Below are 20,175 nucleotides of genomic sequence, written 5' to 3' on the forward strand. Positions count from 1 at the left end.
GCGTCGTGCGGCCCCACAGTGCGCGGGGTGAGTCCACGGCGGGGGGCCGCCATGCTACTTTTCGCCCCGCGCGTTTGGTTCCACGTGGACGCGCGGGGCGATGCCCACGCGGCTAAACGAACTAACACGTATTTTCCGGGACCAAAAATCTTCACGACATTGGGTTAGCCCCCGCTCCTTATTCCACTTTGCGGCAACGCAAAAAACCGACTTGATAGCTGGCGATAACTTTGCCGCTGTCGTTTTGGTAGCGTGAGTCGTAGTCCTTGATCAGCGAAGCAATCTCGCCGCGTGTCAGCGGTAGATGCGATCGCGAAACGCTGCCGCCAGTCAGTCCCTGCTGATGAATCGCGACCAACAAATCGCGAGCCGATGCGTATTGAACCGTAAAGACGGACTGCGACTGATGCAACGTTTCCCAACCCAGACGATGCCCTGCGTTTAATACGTCATCCATCATCGGCAATCGCGATTGCGGCGGTTTGTGCGGAGCGACTCTTAGGCGGGCATCATGCAGTTCGCCAAGCGTGTCACGCAACATGATCGCCAACACGATTTGACCGCCAGGCTCGATCGACTGGTCAATCACCTCAAACGCGCGATCGATTGGCGTCACCCAATGCAGCGACGAACTGCTAACGATCAAAGGAAACATCTGATCCGTCACATAGTCGCAAATATCCGACGCCACCCAATCGACATTGATACCTGCATCAAAACGAATTTTGGCCTGACCAATCATTGCTTCGGAAAGATCAACTGCGGTGATGTCAGCGGCTGAAAATCGTTCGCAAATTTTCTGAGTCAATCGCCCAGTACCGCAACCGAGTTCCAAGATCCGGTCAACGTCTGGCCCAGAGTCGATCAGTTCCATCAAGCGAACAGCAACTTGGTCCTGGATGTTTGCGTGGCGATCGTAGGTGGATGAGGACGCAGTAAATCGCGAGCCAATCGATTGATCTTGTATCTGGCTATTAGGCATCTCGGTATTGGGCATCTCGCTATCGGGCATTTTGCTGTTCGGCATTTTGCTATCGGGCATCGTCGCCAGTCGATTGAGTATTCCAGAAGTCAAGGATGTGGTTCGCTACCCAGACAGGTTCACGGATCGGTAGGTCATGGCCGACCTGATCGAAAACCAAAAATTTAGAACGGCACAACAACCGCGACAAATCCTCCGAAGCTGCTATCGGGATCACTTGATCTTCTGTTCCATGCAAAACCAAAGTCGGTACTTGCAGGTCAGCGGCAACTGATCGCAAATCGCGATCGCCCAGGTAGTTTAATCCCTCATTCAGTTTTTTGTTGTCGTTGCCAACATTCGCTGGTTGATCGATCACTGCATGCGGCAACGCCGATTGTTTGTAAAAATTCGCAACCGTTTGTTCCGGTTGTCGCCGCAGCGAAATCGACAGCGACCGCAACTGGGCCGGCGGCACACCGTGCGGTATTTCTTTGTCTTCGATTGACTTACCCGAACAGAACTTACCGGTGCTGCCGATCAGAACAAGCATCGAACCTGGGGTCAGATTCGTCGCCGCTTCCAGGGCGAGCATTCCTCCCAACGACCAACCGACCAAAACACACGGCTGGTTGGCAGGCAACATTTGATTCAACTGGCCCGGCGAAAGAATATCCTCGGCGGCCAGTTGATCCACTTCAAATTCTGCTTCCAATTCACGGGCTAAACTGAAAAGCGCATCGTTGCCAAATGCCCATCCGCTGATCAATAACAGTTTTGTTTTCATTCGCCCATTTTGTAGCATGAAAGCGAAATGGCATAGGCTCGATCCTAGGCCGCACGATGCAACATTTGCTGCAAACGATCCAGAGTGCTGACCATTTCATTCCACTGTGAAACCACTTCAATCGTCGGTGTAACGACTGAATCATTTCGATCAAACCCCTGTTCGCTGACGCTCAGTTTGCTCGCCAAAACAGCGGCTGGCTTGTCTTGCGGCACAGGCGAATCGCCGTCCATCGGAAAAACCTGTTGCATCGCTTGATGGACGGCCCAGATCGCAGCCTTGCCAGCCGATTCTGCTGAAACGATCGTCCGAAGTGTGCCAGATTGAACGTAGTACTTTGCCATCGGTAAATTCCTGAATATGGTTGGTTGGAAGTCGAATTGCCCGGCCTTCCCCGGATACTCATTCAATCGCCGATCGCGGGACACGTGCGGTCACAGATGCATTTTCAATACTGTCGCTCGGTAGATTCTCAGCTTGTTAAGCTATAACGGTGATCAGGGTGAACGCCCAACGCCCGTCTGCCCTGCCCTGCTCTACTCTTCTGCTCTACTCCGCAGCCCTACTCTCCTGGCCGATCAACACCGCTCGAATGGAATCCGCATGAAACTCGTTCACCATGGTGCTCACGAAGGAGTCACAGGTTCTTGTCACCAACTTTTCTACGGAGACAAAAATAGCTTGCTTGTCGATTGTGGAATTTTCCAAGGCGATGATGCGAAGAAACACCCCAGCCCTGAAATTGAATTTCCAATCGACACCCTCCATGCGATGTTGTTGACGCATGTGCATATCGATCACGCGGGTCGTATTCCCTACTTGCTATCCGCCGGGTTTGACAAACCAATCTACTGCAGCCATCCAACGGCCAGACTGCTGCCGCTGGTCATGGAAGACGCACTCAAGATTGGCTTCACGCGGTCACGTCGATTGATTGAGAAATTTCTTCATCACATCGGTAAACTTCTTCGCCCAATCGACTACCACGTTTGGCAAACGATCCAGGACGGAGTGCGAATCCGATTAAGTCCCGCCGGTCATGTGTTGGGTTCAACGATTTTTGAAGTGGAATTACCGGACAAGAAGCGTGTCGTTTTTTCAGGTGATATCGGAACAGGCCACGACCCGCTTTTGAAAAAGCCAATGTTCCCAGATCAAGCTGATCTGCTGGTCCTGGAAAGCACTTATGGAGACAAGCTTCACCCGTCCGACGCTGACCGAACCAAAATCCTGAAACGAGTCTTGCAAAGAACACTCGACGACAAAGGTGTCACCATCATTCCGGCATTTAGTCTCGGGCGCACTCAGGCGCTTTTGTATGAGATGAATCATATCTTTGAAGACTTGCAGGCCAGCGCAGGCCGATCGTTGCTGAAGCGAGTGGACGTCATCGTCGATTCACCGTTGGCGTCCCGGTTCACGCAGCTCTACAAAGAAATGAAACCTTACTGGGGACAAGAAGCCCAGCATCTGATGCAAACCGACGATCAACCGTTGGTCTTTGAAAATCTAACGACGGTCGGCGATCATCGTGAACATCGTGACACACTGAACTACTTGGACAAAAGCAACTTGCCAGCGATTGTGATTGCCGGCAGTGGCATGTGTACGGGCGGCCGCGTCGTCAACTACTTAAAACGATTCCTCGATCGATCCACCACCGACATCGTGTTCGTCGGCTATCAAGCTGGCGGAACACCGGGAAACCATCTTTCACGCGGCAGTAAATGGGTTCGCCTAGACGGCCGACGCTACGAAGTCGCCGCCGACATGCACCGCATCAGCGGCTATTCCGCCCACGCCGACCAAGCAGACCTGATCGAGTTTGTCAGCCAAATGAAACAGCCACCGGGCGAAATTCGATTAGTCCACGGCGACTACCAACCCAAACGAACCCTCGCCGAAAAACTGACTCAATTCGGTCACAGCGTTTCGTTGTAGAGGTCAATACGCGAAGCACTTGATCCTACTGCTAGTAGTCCATGTCAGCTCAATCTTCGGTTAGGAGGTAGCGGAAGTCGCGTAGACTTTCGGCGTCCCCCTCGTAGCCGAAACTCTTGGCGAGTTCCGCTACCCGAAAATTGAGGTGACGCGGAATACTAGTCGGGCGCGAAACCGGCGAATCCATTCCTCGATCTAGGATCCAAGTTTTTGATTGGGTGAAATGGTGGGGAGAGACATGTTGCGAACTTATAACCACGGATGGCTTTCGCAGAACCACGGATGCGATGACCGCGCAACATCCGTCGTTATTTTCCTTCGGTGTAGCGAAGCTGGATACGGATCTGCCAATGCAACTTCGTCGGGATCCGCAATCGTCGGTCCGGATCCTTCTGGCAAAGCTGCTCGATCAAATGTTGAAGCTCTGAATCAATTTCACCTCGAAACGGTTTGATCGACGGCAAGGAACTTCGGAGCCGTAAGTGGCAAGCGGAAGGATTTCTGGTCACAAAGAGCACAAATGAAACAAACAGAAACCAGGTCGAGAGCGTTTGCCGACTCACTGCAAACGCTTGCATAAGGCGATGGGGAATTCAACTTTTTTGGCGAAATTTGGTGTCCACTGAGGCAGAAAATGAAAACGCTTGCATCATTTTGTGACGATGTGTATACTTCAGTCTTGGTGAAAGAAGGCAACCTTCTGGAGTAATAATGAAGCTAACGCCACCCACGATCAAGGACATCGCCGACCGAGCCAACGTCTCGATTAGCACCGTTTCAAGAGCACTGAACAACAAATCAGTCGTGCGACAGGACACGCGAACAGCGGTTTTGGAAGCAGCCAAGTTGTTGGGCTACGAGGTCAATGTCTTCGCGAGAGGTTTGGCGGGCGGGCAATCGATGACCATTGGCGTTGTCTCGCGAGAGATCGGCTGCACGCTTTATGACACGGTCATGCAAGGTGTCATTCGCGGCTTCGCCGGAACCGGGTACTCGCCCATTTTCATTGAAGGCCAATCGGGCGAAGACTTTGGCGGCGAGATGATCCAAAAGCTGATCAGTCGTCGTGTCGACGGAATCATGACGTTGGGTGGCGACGATACGTTTCCCGAAAACCTGCTGAACCATTTGCCAGAGGAATTGCCGGCGATTGTGATTGGCAAAAGCGTGAAGGGATGGGAAAAGCGATGTGTGGTAACGGATAACTTTGGTGCGTCGTATCAAGCCACACAGTTACTGATCGAGAACGGTCATCGCGACATCGCAATCATTCGCGGTGACATGCATATCCAAGACGCGATTTCTCGCTACGACGGTTATTGCAAAGCCCTCGAAGATGCCAATTTAAAGGTTCTGCCAGACCTGATCCAAAACGGTGACTTCTTGGCACATTCGGGGCTGATGGGAATCCACGCTTTGCTCGCACGTGGAAAGCCTTTCACTGCGGTCGTCTGCGGCAACGATCAAATGGCGATCGGAGCCAAACTTGCACTGCAGCGTCGCGGTATCCGGGTCCCGGAAGACGTTTCGCTGATTGGATTTGATGACGAACCATTGTCCGCTTATGTGTCACCACCGCTGACGACGTTGCGGCAATCAGGCGTCGAGATGGGCCGAATTGCGGCCAAGGGACTGATCGATTTGATATCGGCTGGATCATGCGAATTGCCGCTTTTGGCCTGCGAATTGGTCGAAAGAGAATCCGTGGCCAAGCTTAGATCAACTTAGGAGATTGAGATGCAGAATGACATGCTGCCGTCTCAGACGCGTCCACTGTTTCAGTGAACGATTATTACCAATTTTACTTTTTCGTTTTTCGTTCTTTTGAGGTTCCCAAGTCATGTTTAAAACACGTCATCACCGCCGAGGCTTCACGCTGGTGGAGCTGTTGGTGGTCATTGCCATTATCGGAGTTCTGGTTGGCTTGTTGCTGCCGGCTGTTCAAGCGGCTCGCGAAGCGGCACGGCGGATGAGCTGCAGCAATAATTTCAAACAGATTGGCCTAGGACTGCACAACTATCACGCCGCCTTTAATAAGGTGCCACAACAACGCACTGGTACGTGGAATCCCAATGCGTCCGTTTGGCCGGCAGACACCAGACAAGACACCAATATGTTCCAGCTAAGCTTCTTAGTCGGTACTCTTCCCTTCATCGAGCAGCAAGCATTGTGGGAACAAATTGTAAATCCCAATGGCTTGAACGCTGATGGTTCCGCGCGAATGCCGCCTTGGCCAGCGATGGGGCCAAGTATTGATGTCAACGATTTGTACGCACCATGGGTAACCGAAATTGGTACGTTCCGATGCCCCAGCGATCCAGGTGTGGGAGCCCCCGGTTACGGACGCACGAATTACGGTGCCAACATGGGCGATAGTTACTTTATGCCCAACGGTATTTACCTGGCTTGGGATCACTCGATGACGGCCACAGATTTTGGTTGGCCTGAACCGAGAGGCACCTGCCGCGGAGCATTCTTTCCACGCCAGCAATTGGGATTCCGAGATTTCCTGGATGGCTTAAGCAATACCATCATGTGTGGCGAACTCGCAACCGACCTGGGTGACCGGGACAATCGAACGAGTGTCATTCAATCCGTTGGAACGCCATCGATTGCTGATAATCCGCTCGCCTGCCGTGACGGCGTCGATCCCTTGCGGCCTCAGTTCTGGAACGCAGCCAATCCCACTCCTGCGGAAGGCTTTCCTGGCGAAGGCGCCCGTTGGGCTCGTGGTTTGCAATGGTCCAGTGCGTTTGACATCAACAGCGGTGTCTACACGGTCCTGCCACCTAACAGCGAAATTTGCACCGCGTCTGACACGTCGATTCAGCATTGGAGTGCGATGGATGGACAGGTCAACACGACTGTGTCCAGTCGCCACCAAGGCGGTGCTCATGTGTTGATGGGCGACGGTGCGGTCAAGTTCGTCACCGACAGTATCGAAGCGGGCAATAGCGCTGCACAACCAACCAATCCTTGGACCGTTCAAGGTCAAGCTAGCCCGTACGGTTTGTGGGGTGCCTTGGGAACTCGAGCCAACAAAGAGATTATCGACGCCGAGTTTTAAATCTACCTTACCCGTTACTCATTCAATTGTTTAATTGACCATGTTTAAGTTATTACGAATGTTTTGGATCGCCCCCGCGTTGGCACTGATGCTAACTGGGTGCGATAACAATTCGTCACAATCCGTTTTTGACGAATCCGAAATGGCTAAGTATCGTTCAACGCCGGAGTCAATCGAAGCTGCCCGAGCGGCGGCGAAGTCACGAACTCCGTCTCGAGCGGATACGAAAAAAATGGCCGAACAATCAAGGGCGGCGGCGAGAGCCAACGCTGCGGGCGGCCGTTAATCGATTCAGGTTGCGAATCCTGTTGCTCAACGAGGTCGCATCAATTATCTCGCTATCGAGGTAATGATGCGACCTTTTCAATTTGATCCGTGGTCTTTTCTGAAGCTTGCTTGCAGTAAGAGCGTGCGATCGATTTCGTGTGTGGGTAAAAGAACGAAAACTTAGGAACTATCGATTTTCCCAAGTCGCCTTTCGCTCCGCGAAAGTGTGATCTGACGTACTTTCGCAGAGCGAAAGGCGACATCTATTTCCCGCTCGATCTTAACAAGGTGGGGCGAGCCAACTATCTTCCACTTAAACTGACACACCGTTTGCAAAAGGTATCGTGATGTTCCATTGGCCAATTCGAGTTATCCATCGCTTTGTTGGATTGGTGGTCGTTTCCGCCCTATTGCCGGCCCTCATTTGCGAGGCGTCACCAAGCCGAATCACGCTGCTGGATCCCGCAGAGATTTCCAATGATCTGGTCCAACCGCTGTACGCAAACGTGGTGCAGTCTAAGTCAGAATTGGTGGTGCAGACCCAAGCCAATCAAGATTATCCCGGTGTTTCAATTCGATCACCAAAAGCCGGATGGGATCTTTCAGAAACACCGATCGTGACGATGACTGTTCGAAATCTATCGGACCGGCCATTGGACGTGATGATGTCGCTGCAAAATGAAAAGAGCGACGGAGTGAAAGGAGCGTCGGCGCAAAAGATACAAGTTCTAAAAGGCCAAACAGCGACTTTGCAAATGATGGTGGGCGACTGGTACGGCAACAGAAGCGAATCGTTCGACCCCACGCAGGTTGCTCGCATCAATGTTTTGGTTGATCGTGACGACAAGTCAAAGTCATTCGCGATCGTAGACATTCACGCATCTGGCATCGACGAACCCGTCAAACACATTTTGGAAAGTGAATACTTTGCGAACCTACAGCCGTTCTTTGGCAAGGGCCTGAACATTGGCAATACGCTGGAAGCTCCCAACGAAGGCGATTGGGGCGTCAAGCTGCAAGACGGTCAATTGCAAATCGTCCGCGAAGCCGGTTTCGATTCGATTCGTTTGCCAGTGCGTTGGTCAGCACACGCATCGAAGCAACCGCCTTATCGACTGGAAGCAAGCTTCAAACGAAGAGTCAAGTCGGTTGTCGACGACGCCCTTAACCAGGGTTTGCGAGTGGTTTTAAATGTGCATCACTATGAAGAGATATTCGAGGATCCGATGGCACATCGCGATCGTTTTCTAGAACTGTGGCGACAGATTGCCAGTGAGTACGCCGAGTATCCACCCGAACTAGCCTTCGAGATTCTCAACGAAGCTCATGGCAAGCTTGACGCTGAAATTTGGAATAAACTGGTCGCCGATACCACGAAGATCATCCGTCAGTCCAACCCTGATCGCTGGATTGTCATTGGTGGGGTCAATTGGAATTCGGTGAACGGTTTGGCAAGTCTAAAACTTCCCGAGAACGATTCTCGGATCGCCGTCACTTTTCATTACTATTCACCGATGGCAGTTACTCACCAGGGCGCGCCGTGGATCGAGGAGGACGCAAGCAAGTGGTTGGGCACGACTTGGACAGGTAGTGAGGAAGAGCAAACGCAGGTGCAAATGGATTTTAACAAAGCGCTCGCCTTCGGCTATGAACACAACACGCCAATTTATCTAGGTGAGTATGGAGTCTATCAAGACGCCGATATGGACACCCGAGTCACCTGGACAAGTGCAATTACACGCGCGGCGGTTGAACGAAAAATGGGCTACGCGTACTGGGAATTCTATTCACTATTCGGGCTCTACGATCCAGTCACAAAAACCTGGCGTGAACCACTGAAGGCCGCAGTTTTGAAGCCTTGATTTGGTGCCTGTCACGATCATTCGTTGATCCGGATTTCGTAGGTTTTTGAGATCCTTCGCTGCATCGACTCAGTGATTCCGTCAACCGGCGGCGTTTCAATGGTGGCGACACGCTTGCGCTGCTGATAGCGAAATGCTTTTCCAGTCAACGGATCACGTGGGATTGCTAAACCGGTGATCGCATCGAGTGACGCCGGAAATTCGCCTCCATTGATTGCCAATTCGTGACGAATTGCTTCCACAACCTGCAATAACTTGATGAGTCGATTGAACCTGGCGGTCGATAGATAGACGTCGGCAGGGCTCTCGACAAATGGGACGCCCGGCGCACCGAGGTCATTCTTCATCTTCGCATTACGCTTTTGTATTTCGAGCAACGCAGGAATTGCCTGGGGCGGTTCGAGCGAACTGGCGGCTTGGATTTGATAATTCACCCTGTTCGACACATGCAGAATCCACCGCATGACCCATTCCATCTCGGGCATCTGCGAAAGCTCTTTTTCAGAATACAACTGCATCGCTGGCAACTCTTTTTTGGCTGCGACAAGAAGCGTCATCCTTAGCACCATCGCTTCCGTTTCAGTATTAACAAATGCACCACTGGAAACCATCAGATCTGAGAACTCGTTAACAATTCGGCTCCACACCGGATCACCAATCGGCGGCATTGAATCGCCCAACGACGGAAGCGATCGCCGCAGAGATGCAGACTCCCATTGCAACGCGGCTTGCAGATCCACCAATGAATCGGGCAGCATCGCCAGCGGCCAATACAGATTGGGTACCCAAGCATTCCCGACCATAGATTCAAGCCTTTCAACCGACATCAAGGCAATGTCCACACCAACCATTTGATTCACCAAAACTGGTGTTCGCGAAACGTGGCGAGCACAGGCCAATTGCGTGCGCACGCCATCAATCGCAAGCGATGCATCTTGATTTGTAACCGCATTGCGAATCCACAACGACAATCCGAACCCGGCGATGTAGCGATGACTTTGCAGGTCGGGAAGCAACAATTCTCTGCCACGATCAAGCTGGTATTCCCAGGCCGCGTTTCGCATCAAAGCAGCTCGAGAAAGCTCGTGATAAATCCGATCAAAGGCGAACTCTTTTTCAATTCGCGGGTCATCGGGTTGCAGCGTCAACAAGTCTCGGATTTTCGGAGCGAGGTCGCGCATGAAAGGATTCTCGCCTCCGATCAACCGCAACATCACAACAGCCGCATTGCCTTCAACCAAATCCGTCTCGCTTGGTAACAAAAGCAGCGACGTTTCAGACGGATCTACTTCCCGGGCCGTCAAACGAATTTCAATCGAGCCACCTGCTTCATCCGCGACAACAAGATTCGGCAAACCGATGACGATCAACAGGCAAAACATCGCAAAGGGATTTCTCATCAGATGAGCTCTTGGGGTGAAAAGAAAGTGATCATATTTCGATCTGATTCATAGGATTCAAAAACGGTCCCGCTGACATCGCTGTTGCTGCATCTTGAAGCGGTTGAACTTCCGTTATCGGCCTTCGCTCGACACGCTCACTCCAAACCGTTTTTAGCCGCATCAGCGTCATCCCCGCATGAGTTTCCACATAAGTCTCTGACGACGGATGTGAACTTCTTTCTCTGAACAACAGGAAACTGTTTGCCGCATGGAATCCTTGTGGTTCCTTTCTCATAGTGGAAATCTCATTTCGGTCGGCGACAGAAACGGTTTGGCTTGTCGTAGAAATATCACTGACCGTCCAACGACCAGCGGCGACTCCTCCCCCGACTGCTATCACCATCGCCGCGACTCGCAACCACGACGAGCGTGTGGACGCGGACGATTCGGCCACCCCGCGTGCCCTGCCGCATTCAAACATTAAACGGTTCTGAGTCTTTACCGAGGGATGCAAATCTTGCTCGCACAGAACCGTTTCCAGTTCTGCACGCTCACGTTCACTTATCAATTCTTTGTCGCACATGAGACACCATAGGTTTTTCGAAGAAGGGTCAAAGCGGTTTCGTACCGACGCCACACCGTTGCCTTAGAACAATTCAGCAAGCTCGCAATCTCATCGAATGTCAAATCACTCCAGATTCTTGCAACAACCACACGACGCAAATCATCCGGTAATTGCGATAGTGTTTCCGCCAACTCAACCGCTTCGGCGGAAGCCCATACCGATTCGTCTGAAACGCTTTCATCGCTGGCCACTCGACTATGGCGGCGCCGTCGCCGACCGTTGGAAAGTTGCTGGTTTCTCGCCTCGTTTCGACTGACCACGTAAAGCCATGCAACAACATTCTCAGGCACGTGATCCAGGCTCGCTAACTTAATGAAAGCTTGCTGGACAACGTCTTCAACCATCAGAGACTCGGCGTTCGAACCATCCACGTTGGACGATTGAGTCCCTACCCAAGCCATCAGCGGCCCCCAATGTCGCTGAATCAATTCCGAAAGAACATCAGGGGACAGGGACATACGGCGGTCGCAAACAATTGTGTGATCGGAACCAGCGGCTTTCACAACGATTGACAGCGCCACGAGCCAACTTGTTTCAAAAAAAGCGAAAGATCGTTCGATTTAAAGAGTCGTCCCGAATTGACTTCATGGGATCGGATTCCGACAAAGCCCAAAACACATGAACTAAAGTCATGTCGATGATCGGTTATAGTGTTTTCCCATGGATCAACTGCCAACACCGCACAACAATTTCTTTCATTTCGCGCTCTCGCACTTACCCAGTGCTCGAAGCCTGATTGCTACTCAGCTTGATGCAGAGGCGTTGAAGGAATTGAAGCTGGAAACACTGAAGCTGGAAACACTGAAACTGGAAACACTGAAACTGGAAACAGGAAGTTATGTTGATTCTGACCTTCGTGAAAAATTCTCGGACCTACTGTTCTCGGTTGAATTGGCTCATCCCAAAAATAGCGAATCACGGGAAGCCAACGTCTACTTCCTGTTCGAGCACAAGAGCCAATCTGATTCGACCACAGTTCTGCAACTTCTGTCGTACATCATCCGAATTTGGGAAAAGCGTCTGCGAGATGGTCTAGGCCTGTGCCCAATCGTGCCGCTGGTCGTTTACCACGGCGAAACCGGCTGGACGGCGGCTCGCAAGTTAGCTGATTTGATCGATGGACCGGAGGCTTTATCTGCTTATCAGGTCAACTTTGAATTTCCGCTTTTGGACTTAAATCGACTGTCGGATCAGGAAATTGATGGAGAACCCATTTTGCGAAGCTCGCTGCGACTGCTAAAATACGTCGCAGCATTGAATTGGTTCAGCATCTGCACGACATCCTGAAGGTTTTTGGTAGTTTGGCCGGCCGCGGCCAACTTCGGGATTGGATCAAGGCAATTGGAGTTTACCTAATGGCAGTCAATAAAAATATCGACGACCAGCAGTACAAGCAAACCGTCGCCAGCGTTTTCCCCACGAAATTCGTGCCTGGTTCGATTGTCGACCAATTGCTGATCCGAGGTCGCGAAGAAGGAAGGATTGAGGGATTAGAGAAGGGAATGGAAGAAGGAATCGGAAAGGGTAAACTCGCGGGCTCAATCCAGACTTTGCAGGCGCTCTTGGACGACAGCATTAGCACCGACGCTGAGTTGATGGGCACCGAAACAACGGCACTTCAAACACAAGTGACTCAGTTGAAGCAAAGACTCCGCGATCGCCAGGCATGACGACGGTGCATCTTGATCCAACGACGCCTGAAAACGAGAAGCCTACCGTCATTATCGGTGCTGGATTGGCTGGGCTTTCCTGCGCCGTGGATCTTTGCAAGTCGGGACACGACGTCACGATTTTGGAAGCTTCGGATCGAGTGGGCGGTCGCGTTCGAACCGATGTGGTCGATGGATTTACGCTGGACCATGGGTTCCAGGTGCTGCTGACGGCTTATCCTGCTTGTCAACAATTGCTGGACTATGAAGCACTGCGACTGCGAAAATTTGCACCCGGTGCGATGATTCGCCAACGAGGCCGATTCCAAGTTCTTGGTGACCCATGGCGTCGGCCGGGTGACACGATTGGCACGCTGCGTAATCCCGTCGGCACGCTAGGCGACAAGTTGAGGATTGCAAAGGTACGTCGTTCATCACGCCAAGGAACTTTGAATGATCTGTATCAGCGAACTGATCAGCCGACGATTGATTACCTTCGGCAAGCCGGGTTTTCTGATTCAATGATCCGCGGGTTCTTTGAACCTTTTATCGGCGGCGTGTTCTTGGACGAATCGCTTTCGGTTAGCAGCCGTATGTTTGAATTTGTGTTCCGGTTCTTTGCCGAAGGTGATGTGGTCGTTCCCGCCGACGGGATGGCTGCGATTCCCCGTCAACTTGCCGAACAATTGCCACGTGGAACCGTGCGGCTTCGGCAAAGCGTCACCGGAATTGATGGCACCACGATCCGACTTAGCAGCGGAGAAGTGATCGAAGCGGAAAAGATCGTCGTTGCAACCGAAAGCGATGCTGCGTCACGGTTGCTGGGAATCAAAGAATTGAAAACGGCATGGAACAGCACGATCAACATGTACTACGCCATTGAAAGTGGCGTTAAAAATATCACCGCACCGATCAACCAATCCAAGATGCTGATGCTTCGCGGCGATGAAACTGGGCCGGTACAGACGGCGACGATCATCAGCAATGTCGCACCTGAATATGCTTCGGCGGGCCAAGCTTTGTTGTCAGTCTCGACAAGCGTTTCCGATGAGAGTGAAACGTTTGGCGATGACGACACCTTGGATCAAGCGGTCCGCAAGCAATTGTCCGATTGGATTGGCGGTGCCGCACCACTGCGACACCTTGCCAATTACCGGGTTCCCTATGGACTCCCCCTTCGACCACTTGATCCAGTGGTTCGATCGGTTCATGCCTCTGACCACAGCGATACGCTGGGCAGTAAGCAGGACTCGATCTTTCTTTGCGGTGACCATCTCGAAACACCGAGCATCCAAGGGGCGATGAACAGCGGGCTTCGAGTGTCACAAGCGATCCGGGAATCAGTCCCGAATCGCGTTACTTAACCAGCGGTGCTCGCTAGCGAAGCACTGCTCCACCGCCGCCACCACCAAGATCGTAGGTCGCGACGACCGGAATGATCCCGTAGATGCCTTCGGTGAACACTTGACGAACAAAGTTGTCAAACAATTGGATCGGCGTGCTTGGCAGGATAATCACATCGCCGTCACGGATCCAAATTTCGTCAGCCGGATGAGCGGTTCGGCCTAGGACAGCACCGCGGACATCGACAAGCGTTGACAGCAGCTCCCAGTTTTCGCCGCGTCGGAAGATGACGACCTGACGCAAGTTCGCACCAATCGTTTGACCACCGGCCATCGCGATCGCACCAAGAACCGTGGTTGGCGAATTGTCCAAGTTGTATCGCCCAGGGATGTTGACTTCACCCAGCACGAACACGTTGTGCGGAGCTTGTTGCTGAAGCGAGGGCTCGACTTCGATTCCACCGACGTGTCGGTCATAGCGAAGGTTGATTTCTTGCTTCAATTCGTCAAGCGTCAAACCTTGGGCTTGGACGCTGCCAAGTTTTGGTAAGCGAATTTCGCCAGCCGGCGTCACCGTTTGGGAAACCTGCTGAGGATCAAAACCACCAGCACCGCTGATGGCCTCGCGGATTCGGTTTGCCGCAGTGCCAGTATTAACGGGCGTGACGTCAACGGCTGGCTCTGGATAGAACTCAGTGTACTTCTCTTCCAACACTTCGCGCAATTGTTCAATCGTTTGCCCAGCGGCGTAGACTTGTCCAATCAAGCGAAGTGTGATCGTGCCATCGGGCTGGATTTTCAAACCGCGTTCAAGCGTCCCACGAGTCAATTCGTCATCGGCTTCTGATTCAATCAACAACTCATCGCCAACAACCAACCGATAAGCACCTTCGCTTTTCAGTTCCGTGATTAAAAACGTAAAGCTGATTAGGTCACCGGTACGAAGACGATATTCGTGAACTCGCTGCGTCCGAGCTGGCCCGGCATATTCGCCGGCACCGTAAACACTAAACGGAGCGTCGTAGGGGCACTGCCAACATTGGTTCTTTGAGTCGCATTTGGGACCGATGCCCAATTTCATACCAACGCCGCCGATCATGCCTTCGCCATCGCGATCGACGCAATCCATGCACTGATTGCACTGCGAAGGTGGCTGACAGGTCGAACCGCACGATCCGCCGCAAGAAGATCGACAAGAGGAACCGCACGTTGACCCGCACCCTGACCCGCACCCTGACCCGCATGAAGCTGACCCGCATGACGAACCACACGATCCCCCGCACGAAGCCCCGCAACCCGATCCGCAAGATGGGGCATAGGCTACGGTTGGATCAAAAGACGAATCGACCAGTGGCGTTGCATGTCCATGTGACACCGGTGTTGCGATGGTCTGCTCAGAAAGTGCGGGCGGAAATAACTCGCTATCACGCGGACTGGACAGTGACTCAAGCATCTCGCTTGACACAGGGTATCCAAGTGAGCTTCGGATCGATGGTGGAAAATTTGTTCTTGCTTCTTGTCCAATCGCAGTAAAGTTCAGTGTCATGCCAAGGCACAACGAGAACAGCATTGGGCAAGTGAAGCGAATGTTTGGGGGAAACATTACGCGTACTCTTTGCTTGCTCGGCAACGAGGGAAACGTCAACCGATAGGGAGGAAACCAGGGGGAGTGTGTCGTTTAGAGGAAGGTAAAATTAGGAAGTAAAAAGGCCAGGACTAGCGACGCCCAAATGGGAAGAAGGAACGAAAACTAATGCGTGTTTTTTCTTGATCCGGCTCCGGATCCTTGACGTCAGGCTTTGGCGAAGACGTCGCTGGAATCGCGTTAATCGTTTGCGGTGTCGGACGATAGCTGGCGGCAAATTGGCTTGGTGGCAGTTGAACGACGGCGGTGTCATTGAACAGCGATGGATCGTCCAGCGCGCGAATGCACTGCTGAGCCAAGTCGTAATCGCCACCCCGGCGCGACGCATTTAACAGGATGTGATAGCCAGTTCTAGAAGGCTGAATTGCAACGCTTTGCTTTAGCGAGAGAATGGATTGGCGGACTAAACCCTGTTCCAGCAGCGTCCGCCCATATTCACGATGTGCTTCGGCGTTGGAGGGCTGAATTTCAGTCGCCGCACCGTGATAGGTCAGGCTTACTGCACCGGAATGAACGTCTTCACGCGAGAGCACTTGTTTCTCGATCATGCCCAACAGCAACATCGACTCAGCCGCCAACGCAGAATGCCCCGCTGCGGACACCAACTTCGTTCTCGCCAGATTCAAATAGGCATCCGTCGCCTGCACCGCTGACAATGTCTTCAGGTCTTGCGATTTCAGAATCTCTGTCTCGTGAACGGCTACCATGCGTTGAATGCTTCGCCAATCAACCGTGGTGGTGACTCCCTCGAAGTCTTTTGCCTCGCGAATCGCGTTTTGAGCAATTCTCAAATCTCGAACGTGTTGGTTACCACCAGCCAGTGCGTCTTCAATATCGATCGACAATCGCAATGCTTCGAGTGCATGCTTCCTGGCCGTGTGCGTTGCCCGCCGCTGCAGACGTGACCGCGAATCGGCAAGTGCAGCTTGCGCGAGCTTCCGCAACCGCTTGGCGTGGATGATTGCATTATTGTTAGCGGTAGACACTTGTGCCTCAGGAAGCGAAACTTCCGCCGGCGGTGGCTGCAGGCTCTCCATCGAGAACATTTGGAACCCCTGCTTGTCAGCAATACGTCGAGTTCGCTGCTGCAAGCTGCTGGTATCGATTTTGGGTTTTGAAAAGTCAGCAGACAACTTTGAGGCATCGCTCACAATTGGATTGAACTGCGAAGTATCAGAGGAAGAATCAAAATCAGGAGTCCGAACATTGACAGCGTCGGAGTGAATCGGACGCCCGACATGATTGATTGAATGAGTGGAATCGAATTCACGCGTATCGTCGAAACGCGTTTCCAAATCCGACGGCATACTCAATCCAGTTTCGAATTTCCTAGCGGGCACGATTGACTGCCGGGGGCTTCCCGATCGAACCATGTCGGCCAATGAATCAGGTGCAATGTATGGTTTTAGTGTGTCGTCGGTTTTGTTGGGCCAAGGACTTTGCGCATACGAAGGTCGATTCTTCGAGACATCTGCACTCGTCGTGCCTGTCACTTGCCTTGCTTCAAATGGTTTTGCATCGGTTTGATCAATCCCCGCCGTAACGACAACGGGAGAAAGCGGAGCCCGAAATGTGACGTGTTCCGACACAGGGACCGAATGGAGCAATATCCTTGTTTCCCCGGCGACCGATCCATGATTCGCTTCCGAAGGAATCTCACCGGACGCATCAAGATTTGTTCCGATGCTGCTAGCCAACGCAATCATGGCTGCAAGCGCGATCCGCTTTGCAGACGCCGTTTTTTGCCGCGAGCATCGATTGTCGTTTTGATCAGCCATGAAAAAATCGCTTGGTGATTTGACGGAAGCGGACGCAGCACTACAACGCAGTGGCACATCGGGGGTGGTCCTTAGTGAAACAGATCGGCAGCGCTTTAAGAAAATGGCAAATCAATTGGCTCGCGAATTGAAAGCAAATCAATTCGACCACGATCCAAGTGGGATGATCCAGCCTTGCGCGCAATCGCGAACATTCCTGATAAGATGATTGCGAAGCACAACACTCACAGGCAGACCAAGAAAACCGTCGGGTTAGGGGCAATCGTTAAAACCGACCTGCTGAGACAGCCTGCTGAGGCAGCCTGCTGAACGGGTCTTCGGAAACTGGTTATGCTCTTAACGTCGTAAAAAGCAACAAGTATCAACTGTGATCCCCTACAAGACTTGCAGCCGCACACCACAATTCCGACGCCGCCCTTCCCTCAGGATCCCCAATCATCGACGAATCCCTTGATCTCATTGCAGTCTGCGCGTTTGGCCTGGAAGCCGTGGTTCGTCGCGAGCTTTCCGACCTGGGAATCGAGTCGACGATTGTGTCCTCGGGACGGATTCTCTTTCACGGAAACTGGCAATCCGTCGCGACAGCCAACCTATGGCTTCGCACTGCCGACCGTGTTCTTTTGCGGGTCGCCGAATTTGAGGCCGCCGACTTCGATGCTCTGTTTGACACCACCGAAGCATTTGAATGGGCAAAGTACATCCCAGTCGATGGGCTCTTTCCCGTCACCGGTCGATCGGTCAAATCACAACTGACCAGTGTGCCCGCGGTCCAGCGAAGTGTCAAAAAAGCGATCGCCAAGGCCTTGCAGCGAGACCATGGTTGCGAGGAATTGCCAGAAACCGGTGCGTTGTTCAAAGTTGATATCACGCTACTCGATAACGTTGCCACCCTGACCATCGATACAACCGGCAACAGCCTGCACAAACGCGGCTACCGCACCGACGTTTCCTTGGCTCCGCTAAAAGAAACGTTGGCCGCGGCAATGGTGCAACTGAGTTATTGGAAAGCTGGCCGCCCGCTGATCGATCCATTTTGCGGCAGCGGAACCATCCCGATCGAAGCCGCCATGATCGGTCGCAAGATCGCACCGGGACTGAAACGCAACTTTCCGTTTGAATCTTGGCCAAGCTTCGATGGCCAGATTATTGCCGACCTAAAATCCGATGCCGTCGCCAATCAATTAGCAAGTCTCGATTGCCGTTTGGTTGGCAGCGACATCGACGGCCGTGTGCTTCGGGCCGCACGCGACAATGCCCAACGAGCGGGCGTCGAAAACGAGGTTCACTTTGAGGTCGCCGACGCGACACAGATATCCAGCAAACGTCGGTTTGGTTGCTTGATCACAAATCCGCCGTACGGCCGTCGGCTTGGTGCGAACGAAACGTCCCAAGAAAAGTCGCGGCCAAACCCCAGAAGCGATATCGCCAAAAAGTTTCGCCCGTACAGCCGCGAACTGGACGAACTTTATGGCAGCTTGCCCAATGTGTTTCGCAAACTTTCGACTTGGTCGCATTATGTTCTGACGGCCTATCCAAACTTTGAATCGCTGGTAGGACGCAGTGCCGATCGCAGACGCAAACTTTACAACGGTCGCATTGAATGCACCTACTATCAATACGGTGGCCCCAAACCAGTCGAGGAAACCAAACAGCGTGACGGCGAAACCACCACGCTGGTCCATGCCAAAGGCGATGCCGCGTTCGGGTCCCTGGGCGACAAGGCGGCTCATCAGGCCGAACTGTTTACCGCTCGCTTAAACAATCGTGCGAAACACTTACGACGTTGGCCAACTCGCCGTGACATTACCTGTTTCCGTTTGTACGAACGTGATGTCCCCGAGATCCCTTTGGTCGTCGATCGCTACGAAGACCACTTGCACATCACTGAATATGAACGTCCCCACGACCGCGATCCCGCTCAGCACGCGAACTGGTTGGAACTGATGGCGGAAACAGCGGGGAAAGCTCTGGACGTTGCCCCGGCTAACGTTCACCTAAAAACAAGAATGCGTCAACGTGGAAAAACCCAACACGAAAAAGTTGACCAAACGGGAAGCCGAATTGAAGTCAGCGAAGGTGGACTAAAGTTCCTGGTCAACTTACAAGATTACGTCGATACAGGTCTGTTTTTAGATCACCGCGAAACGCGATCAATGGTGCGTGACGAAGCCAAAGACAAACGGTTCCTAAACTTGTTTGCATACACTGGTTCGTTTTCAGTTTACGCAGCCGACGGAGCTGCAAGATCGACGACCACCGTAGACCTGTCCAAGAACTACTTGGATTGGGCGCGGGACAACATGCGGTTGAACAAGTTTGTCGGGAACCAACACAACTTTATCGCCGCGGACATCCGCCAATTCCTAACTGAGCATGCCCCCGGCCACGCCTATGATCTTGTCATGCTGGACCCGCCCACGTTTTCCAACAGCAAACGCACCGAAGAAGACTGGGACATTCAGCGTGACGCGGTTCCGCTGATCAATCAATTACTACCGCTGGTGTCCAACGGAGGCGTGATTTACTTTTCAAGTAACTTCCGACGATTAAAGTTTGACGAATCGGCCATCGACGCCAGTGCCATCCACGAAATCAGCAAACAGACCGTCCCCGAGGACTACCGCAACAAACGTATCCATCGATGCTGGCGAATTGTGAAGTGAGCCACAAAAATCACAGCCCGAAGCATGTATTTTGGAGCTTCGTTTTTCCTGAGTGCCGAAGGCACGGCAGCACCTAGTAGTCCATGTCAGCTCAATCTTCGGTTAGGAGGTAGCGGAAGTCGCGTAGACTTTCGGCGTCCCCCTCGTAGCCGAAACTCTTGGCGAGTTCCGCTACCCGAAAATTGAGGTGACGCGGAATACTAGC

19 protein-coding genes are annotated in these 20,175 nt (G+C 52.5%); 9 read left to right on the forward strand and 10 right to left on the reverse strand.

Annotated features, from left to right (window positions below; translation table 11 throughout):
• Positions 1-178: 178 nt before the first annotated feature.
• The 3 genes from RC85_RS19655 to RC85_RS19665 are packed head-to-tail and all read right to left on the reverse strand — an operon-like array spanning position 179 to position 2,092.
• Positions 179-1,042, reverse strand: a complete 864-nt coding sequence (locus tag RC85_RS19655; protein ID WP_238383183.1) for a methyltransferase domain-containing protein — start codon at positions 1,040-1,042, stop codon at positions 179-181.
• The gene (locus tag RC85_RS19660) at positions 1,032-1,748 is read right to left on the reverse strand and encodes an alpha/beta fold hydrolase (RefSeq protein ID WP_068265954.1); all 717 of its coding nucleotides are present in this window, start codon (positions 1,746-1,748) and stop codon (positions 1,032-1,034) included. Before RC85_RS19660 ends, RC85_RS19655 begins: the two co-directional genes overlap by 11 nt.
• 44 nt (positions 1,749-1,792) lie before the next feature.
• Complete coding sequence (locus RC85_RS19665) at positions 1,793-2,092, reverse strand: hypothetical protein (RefSeq protein ID WP_068265956.1); 300 nt, start codon at positions 2,090-2,092, stop codon at positions 1,793-1,795.
• Positions 2,093-2,351: 259 nt separating this feature from the next.
• Here RC85_RS19665 and RC85_RS19670 point away from each other — a divergent pair, with 259 nt between their 5' ends.
• Entirely contained in the window at positions 2,352-3,689 is a 1,338-nt protein-coding gene (locus tag RC85_RS19670; RefSeq protein WP_084422860.1) for an MBL fold metallo-hydrolase RNA specificity domain-containing protein, read from the forward strand.
• A gap of 308 nt (positions 3,690-3,997) precedes the next feature.
• On the opposite strand, the gene RC85_RS26985 is transcribed toward RC85_RS19670, so the two are convergent.
• Positions 3,998-4,153, reverse strand: a complete 156-nt coding sequence (locus RC85_RS26985) for a hypothetical protein (RefSeq protein ID WP_157593970.1) — start codon at positions 4,151-4,153, stop codon at positions 3,998-4,000.
• Positions 4,154-4,400: 247 nt separating this feature from the next.
• On the opposite strand from RC85_RS26985, the gene RC85_RS19680 reads away from it, so the two are divergent.
• The 3 genes from RC85_RS19680 (at position 4,401) to RC85_RS26410 (ending at position 8,885) form a co-directional block, all read left to right on the forward strand.
• A complete protein-coding gene (locus tag RC85_RS19680) occupies positions 4,401-5,417 on the forward strand; it encodes a LacI family DNA-binding transcriptional regulator (RefSeq protein WP_068265958.1) in 1,017 nt (338 codons plus the stop codon).
• 112 nt (positions 5,418-5,529) lie between these two features.
• The gene (locus tag RC85_RS19685) at positions 5,530-6,756 is read left to right on the forward strand and encodes a DUF1559 domain-containing protein (RefSeq protein ID WP_068265960.1); all 1,227 of its coding nucleotides are present in this window, start codon (positions 5,530-5,532) and stop codon (positions 6,754-6,756) included.
• A gap of 614 nt (positions 6,757-7,370) precedes the next feature.
• A complete protein-coding gene (locus tag RC85_RS26410) occupies positions 7,371-8,885 on the forward strand; it encodes a glycoside hydrolase family 5 protein (RefSeq protein WP_084422861.1) in 1,515 nt (504 codons plus the stop codon).
• Positions 8,886-8,902: 17 nt separating this feature from the next.
• On the opposite strand, the gene RC85_RS19705 is transcribed toward RC85_RS26410, so the two are convergent.
• The 3 genes from RC85_RS19705 to RC85_RS19715 form a co-directional block, all read right to left on the reverse strand.
• Positions 8,903-10,285: a hypothetical protein gene (locus RC85_RS19705; protein WP_149752830.1), complete on the reverse strand. Its 1,383-nt coding sequence runs from the start codon at positions 10,283-10,285 to the stop codon at positions 8,903-8,905.
• Positions 10,286-10,316: 31 nt separating this feature from the next.
• Positions 10,317-10,562: a hypothetical protein gene (locus RC85_RS28565; RefSeq protein ID WP_238383184.1), complete on the reverse strand. Its 246-nt coding sequence runs from the start codon at positions 10,560-10,562 to the stop codon at positions 10,317-10,319.
• A gap of 269 nt (positions 10,563-10,831) precedes the next feature.
• Positions 10,832-11,350 (reverse strand): RNA polymerase sigma factor, encoded by a 519-nt coding sequence (locus tag RC85_RS19715; RefSeq protein ID WP_149752831.1) that lies wholly within the window; start codon positions 11,348-11,350, stop codon positions 10,832-10,834.
• A gap of 202 nt (positions 11,351-11,552) precedes the next feature.
• Here RC85_RS19715 and RC85_RS19720 point away from each other — a divergent pair, with 202 nt between their 5' ends.
• The 3 genes from RC85_RS19720 to RC85_RS19730 all read left to right on the forward strand — a co-directional run bounded on the left by RC85_RS19720 (position 11,553) and on the right by RC85_RS19730 (position 13,905).
• Complete coding sequence (locus RC85_RS19720) at positions 11,553-12,179, forward strand: Rpn family recombination-promoting nuclease/putative transposase (protein WP_068265972.1); 627 nt, start codon at positions 11,553-11,555, stop codon at positions 12,177-12,179.
• Between the two features lie 68 nt (positions 12,180-12,247).
• On the forward strand, positions 12,248-12,562 hold the full coding sequence (locus tag RC85_RS19725; RefSeq protein ID WP_149752832.1) for an RpnC/YadD family protein: 315 nt from the start codon (positions 12,248-12,250) through the stop codon (positions 12,560-12,562).
• A complete protein-coding gene (locus RC85_RS19730; RefSeq protein WP_068265974.1) occupies positions 12,559-13,905 on the forward strand; it encodes an NAD(P)/FAD-dependent oxidoreductase in 1,347 nt (448 codons plus the stop codon). The genes RC85_RS19725 and RC85_RS19730 overlap by 4 nt, the downstream gene beginning before the upstream one ends.
• A gap of 13 nt (positions 13,906-13,918) precedes the next feature.
• Here RC85_RS19730 and RC85_RS19735 read toward each other — a convergent pair whose 3' ends face one another.
• From RC85_RS19735 to RC85_RS19750, 3 genes are all read right to left on the reverse strand, one after another.
• A complete protein-coding gene (locus tag RC85_RS19735) occupies positions 13,919-15,013 on the reverse strand; it encodes a polysaccharide biosynthesis/export family protein (RefSeq protein WP_068265975.1) in 1,095 nt (364 codons plus the stop codon).
• The gene (locus RC85_RS28570) at positions 14,980-15,201 is read right to left on the reverse strand and encodes a hypothetical protein (protein ID WP_068265977.1); all 222 of its coding nucleotides are present in this window, start codon (positions 15,199-15,201) and stop codon (positions 14,980-14,982) included. Before RC85_RS28570 ends, RC85_RS19735 begins: the two co-directional genes overlap by 34 nt.
• A gap of 399 nt (positions 15,202-15,600) precedes the next feature.
• Positions 15,601-17,307 (reverse strand): tetratricopeptide repeat protein, encoded by a 1,707-nt coding sequence (locus RC85_RS19750; RefSeq protein ID WP_068265981.1) that lies wholly within the window; start codon positions 17,305-17,307, stop codon positions 15,601-15,603.
• Between RC85_RS19750 and RC85_RS19755 the strand changes: the two genes are divergently transcribed.
• Both RC85_RS19755 and rlmKL read left to right on the forward strand, forming a co-directional pair.
• The gene (locus tag RC85_RS19755) at positions 17,306-17,515 is read left to right on the forward strand and encodes a hypothetical protein (protein ID WP_068265983.1); all 210 of its coding nucleotides are present in this window, start codon (positions 17,306-17,308) and stop codon (positions 17,513-17,515) included. The two genes, RC85_RS19750 and RC85_RS19755, sit on opposite strands and share 2 nt — an antisense overlap.
• Before the next feature lie 280 nt (positions 17,516-17,795).
• A complete protein-coding gene (gene rlmKL / locus RC85_RS26415) occupies positions 17,796-19,970 on the forward strand; it encodes a bifunctional 23S rRNA (guanine(2069)-N(7))-methyltransferase RlmK/23S rRNA (guanine(2445)-N(2))-methyltransferase RlmL (protein ID WP_235033331.1) in 2,175 nt (724 codons plus the stop codon).
• The last annotated feature ends 205 nt before the right edge of the window (positions 19,971-20,175 follow it).

This window comes from Rubripirellula obstinata, from assembly GCF_001642955.1.
GTDB classification, from domain to species: Bacteria; Planctomycetota; Planctomycetia; order Pirellulales; family Pirellulaceae; genus Rubripirellula; species Rubripirellula obstinata.

Coding starts and splice junctions, on each gene's coding strand:
- RC85_RS19655 (WP_238383183.1), bottom strand. CDS start 1,042: ATGCCCGATAGCAAAATGCCGAACAGCAAAATGCCCGATAGCGAGATG.
- RC85_RS19660 (WP_068265954.1), bottom strand. CDS start 1,748: ATGAAAACAAAACTGTTATTGATCAGCGGATGGGCATTTGGCAACGAT.
- RC85_RS19665 (WP_068265956.1), bottom strand. CDS start 2,092: ATGGCAAAGTACTACGTTCAATCTGGCACACTTCGGACGATCGTTTCA.
- RC85_RS19670 (WP_084422860.1), top strand. CDS start 2,352: ATGAAACTCGTTCACCATGGTGCTCACGAAGGAGTCACAGGTTCTTGT.
- RC85_RS19680 (WP_068265958.1), top strand. CDS start 4,401: ATGAAGCTAACGCCACCCACGATCAAGGACATCGCCGACCGAGCCAAC.
- RC85_RS19685 (WP_068265960.1), top strand. CDS start 5,530: ATGTTTAAAACACGTCATCACCGCCGAGGCTTCACGCTGGTGGAGCTG.
- RC85_RS26410 (WP_084422861.1), top strand. CDS start 7,371: ATGTTCCATTGGCCAATTCGAGTTATCCATCGCTTTGTTGGATTGGTG.
- RC85_RS19705 (WP_149752830.1), bottom strand. CDS start 10,285: ATGAGAAATCCCTTTGCGATGTTTTGCCTGTTGATCGTCATCGGTTTG.
- RC85_RS28565 (WP_238383184.1), bottom strand. CDS start 10,562: ATGAGAAAGGAACCACAAGGATTCCATGCGGCAAACAGTTTCCTGTTG.
- RC85_RS19715 (WP_149752831.1), bottom strand. CDS start 11,350: ATGTCCCTGTCCCCTGATGTTCTTTCGGAATTGATTCAGCGACATTGG.
- RC85_RS19720 (WP_068265972.1), top strand. CDS start 11,553: ATGGATCAACTGCCAACACCGCACAACAATTTCTTTCATTTCGCGCTC.
- RC85_RS19725 (WP_149752832.1), top strand. CDS start 12,248: ATGGCAGTCAATAAAAATATCGACGACCAGCAGTACAAGCAAACCGTC.
- RC85_RS19730 (WP_068265974.1), top strand. CDS start 12,559: ATGACGACGGTGCATCTTGATCCAACGACGCCTGAAAACGAGAAGCCT.
- RC85_RS19735 (WP_068265975.1), bottom strand. CDS start 15,013: ATGGATTGCGTCGATCGCGATGGCGAAGGCATGATCGGCGGCGTTGGT.
- RC85_RS28570 (WP_068265977.1), bottom strand. CDS start 15,201: ATGCCCCATCTTGCGGATCGGGTTGCGGGGCTTCGTGCGGGGGATCGT.
- RC85_RS19755 (WP_068265983.1), top strand. CDS start 17,306: ATGAAAAAATCGCTTGGTGATTTGACGGAAGCGGACGCAGCACTACAA.
- RC85_RS19750 (WP_068265981.1), bottom strand. CDS start 17,307: ATGGCTGATCAAAACGACAATCGATGCTCGCGGCAAAAAACGGCGTCT.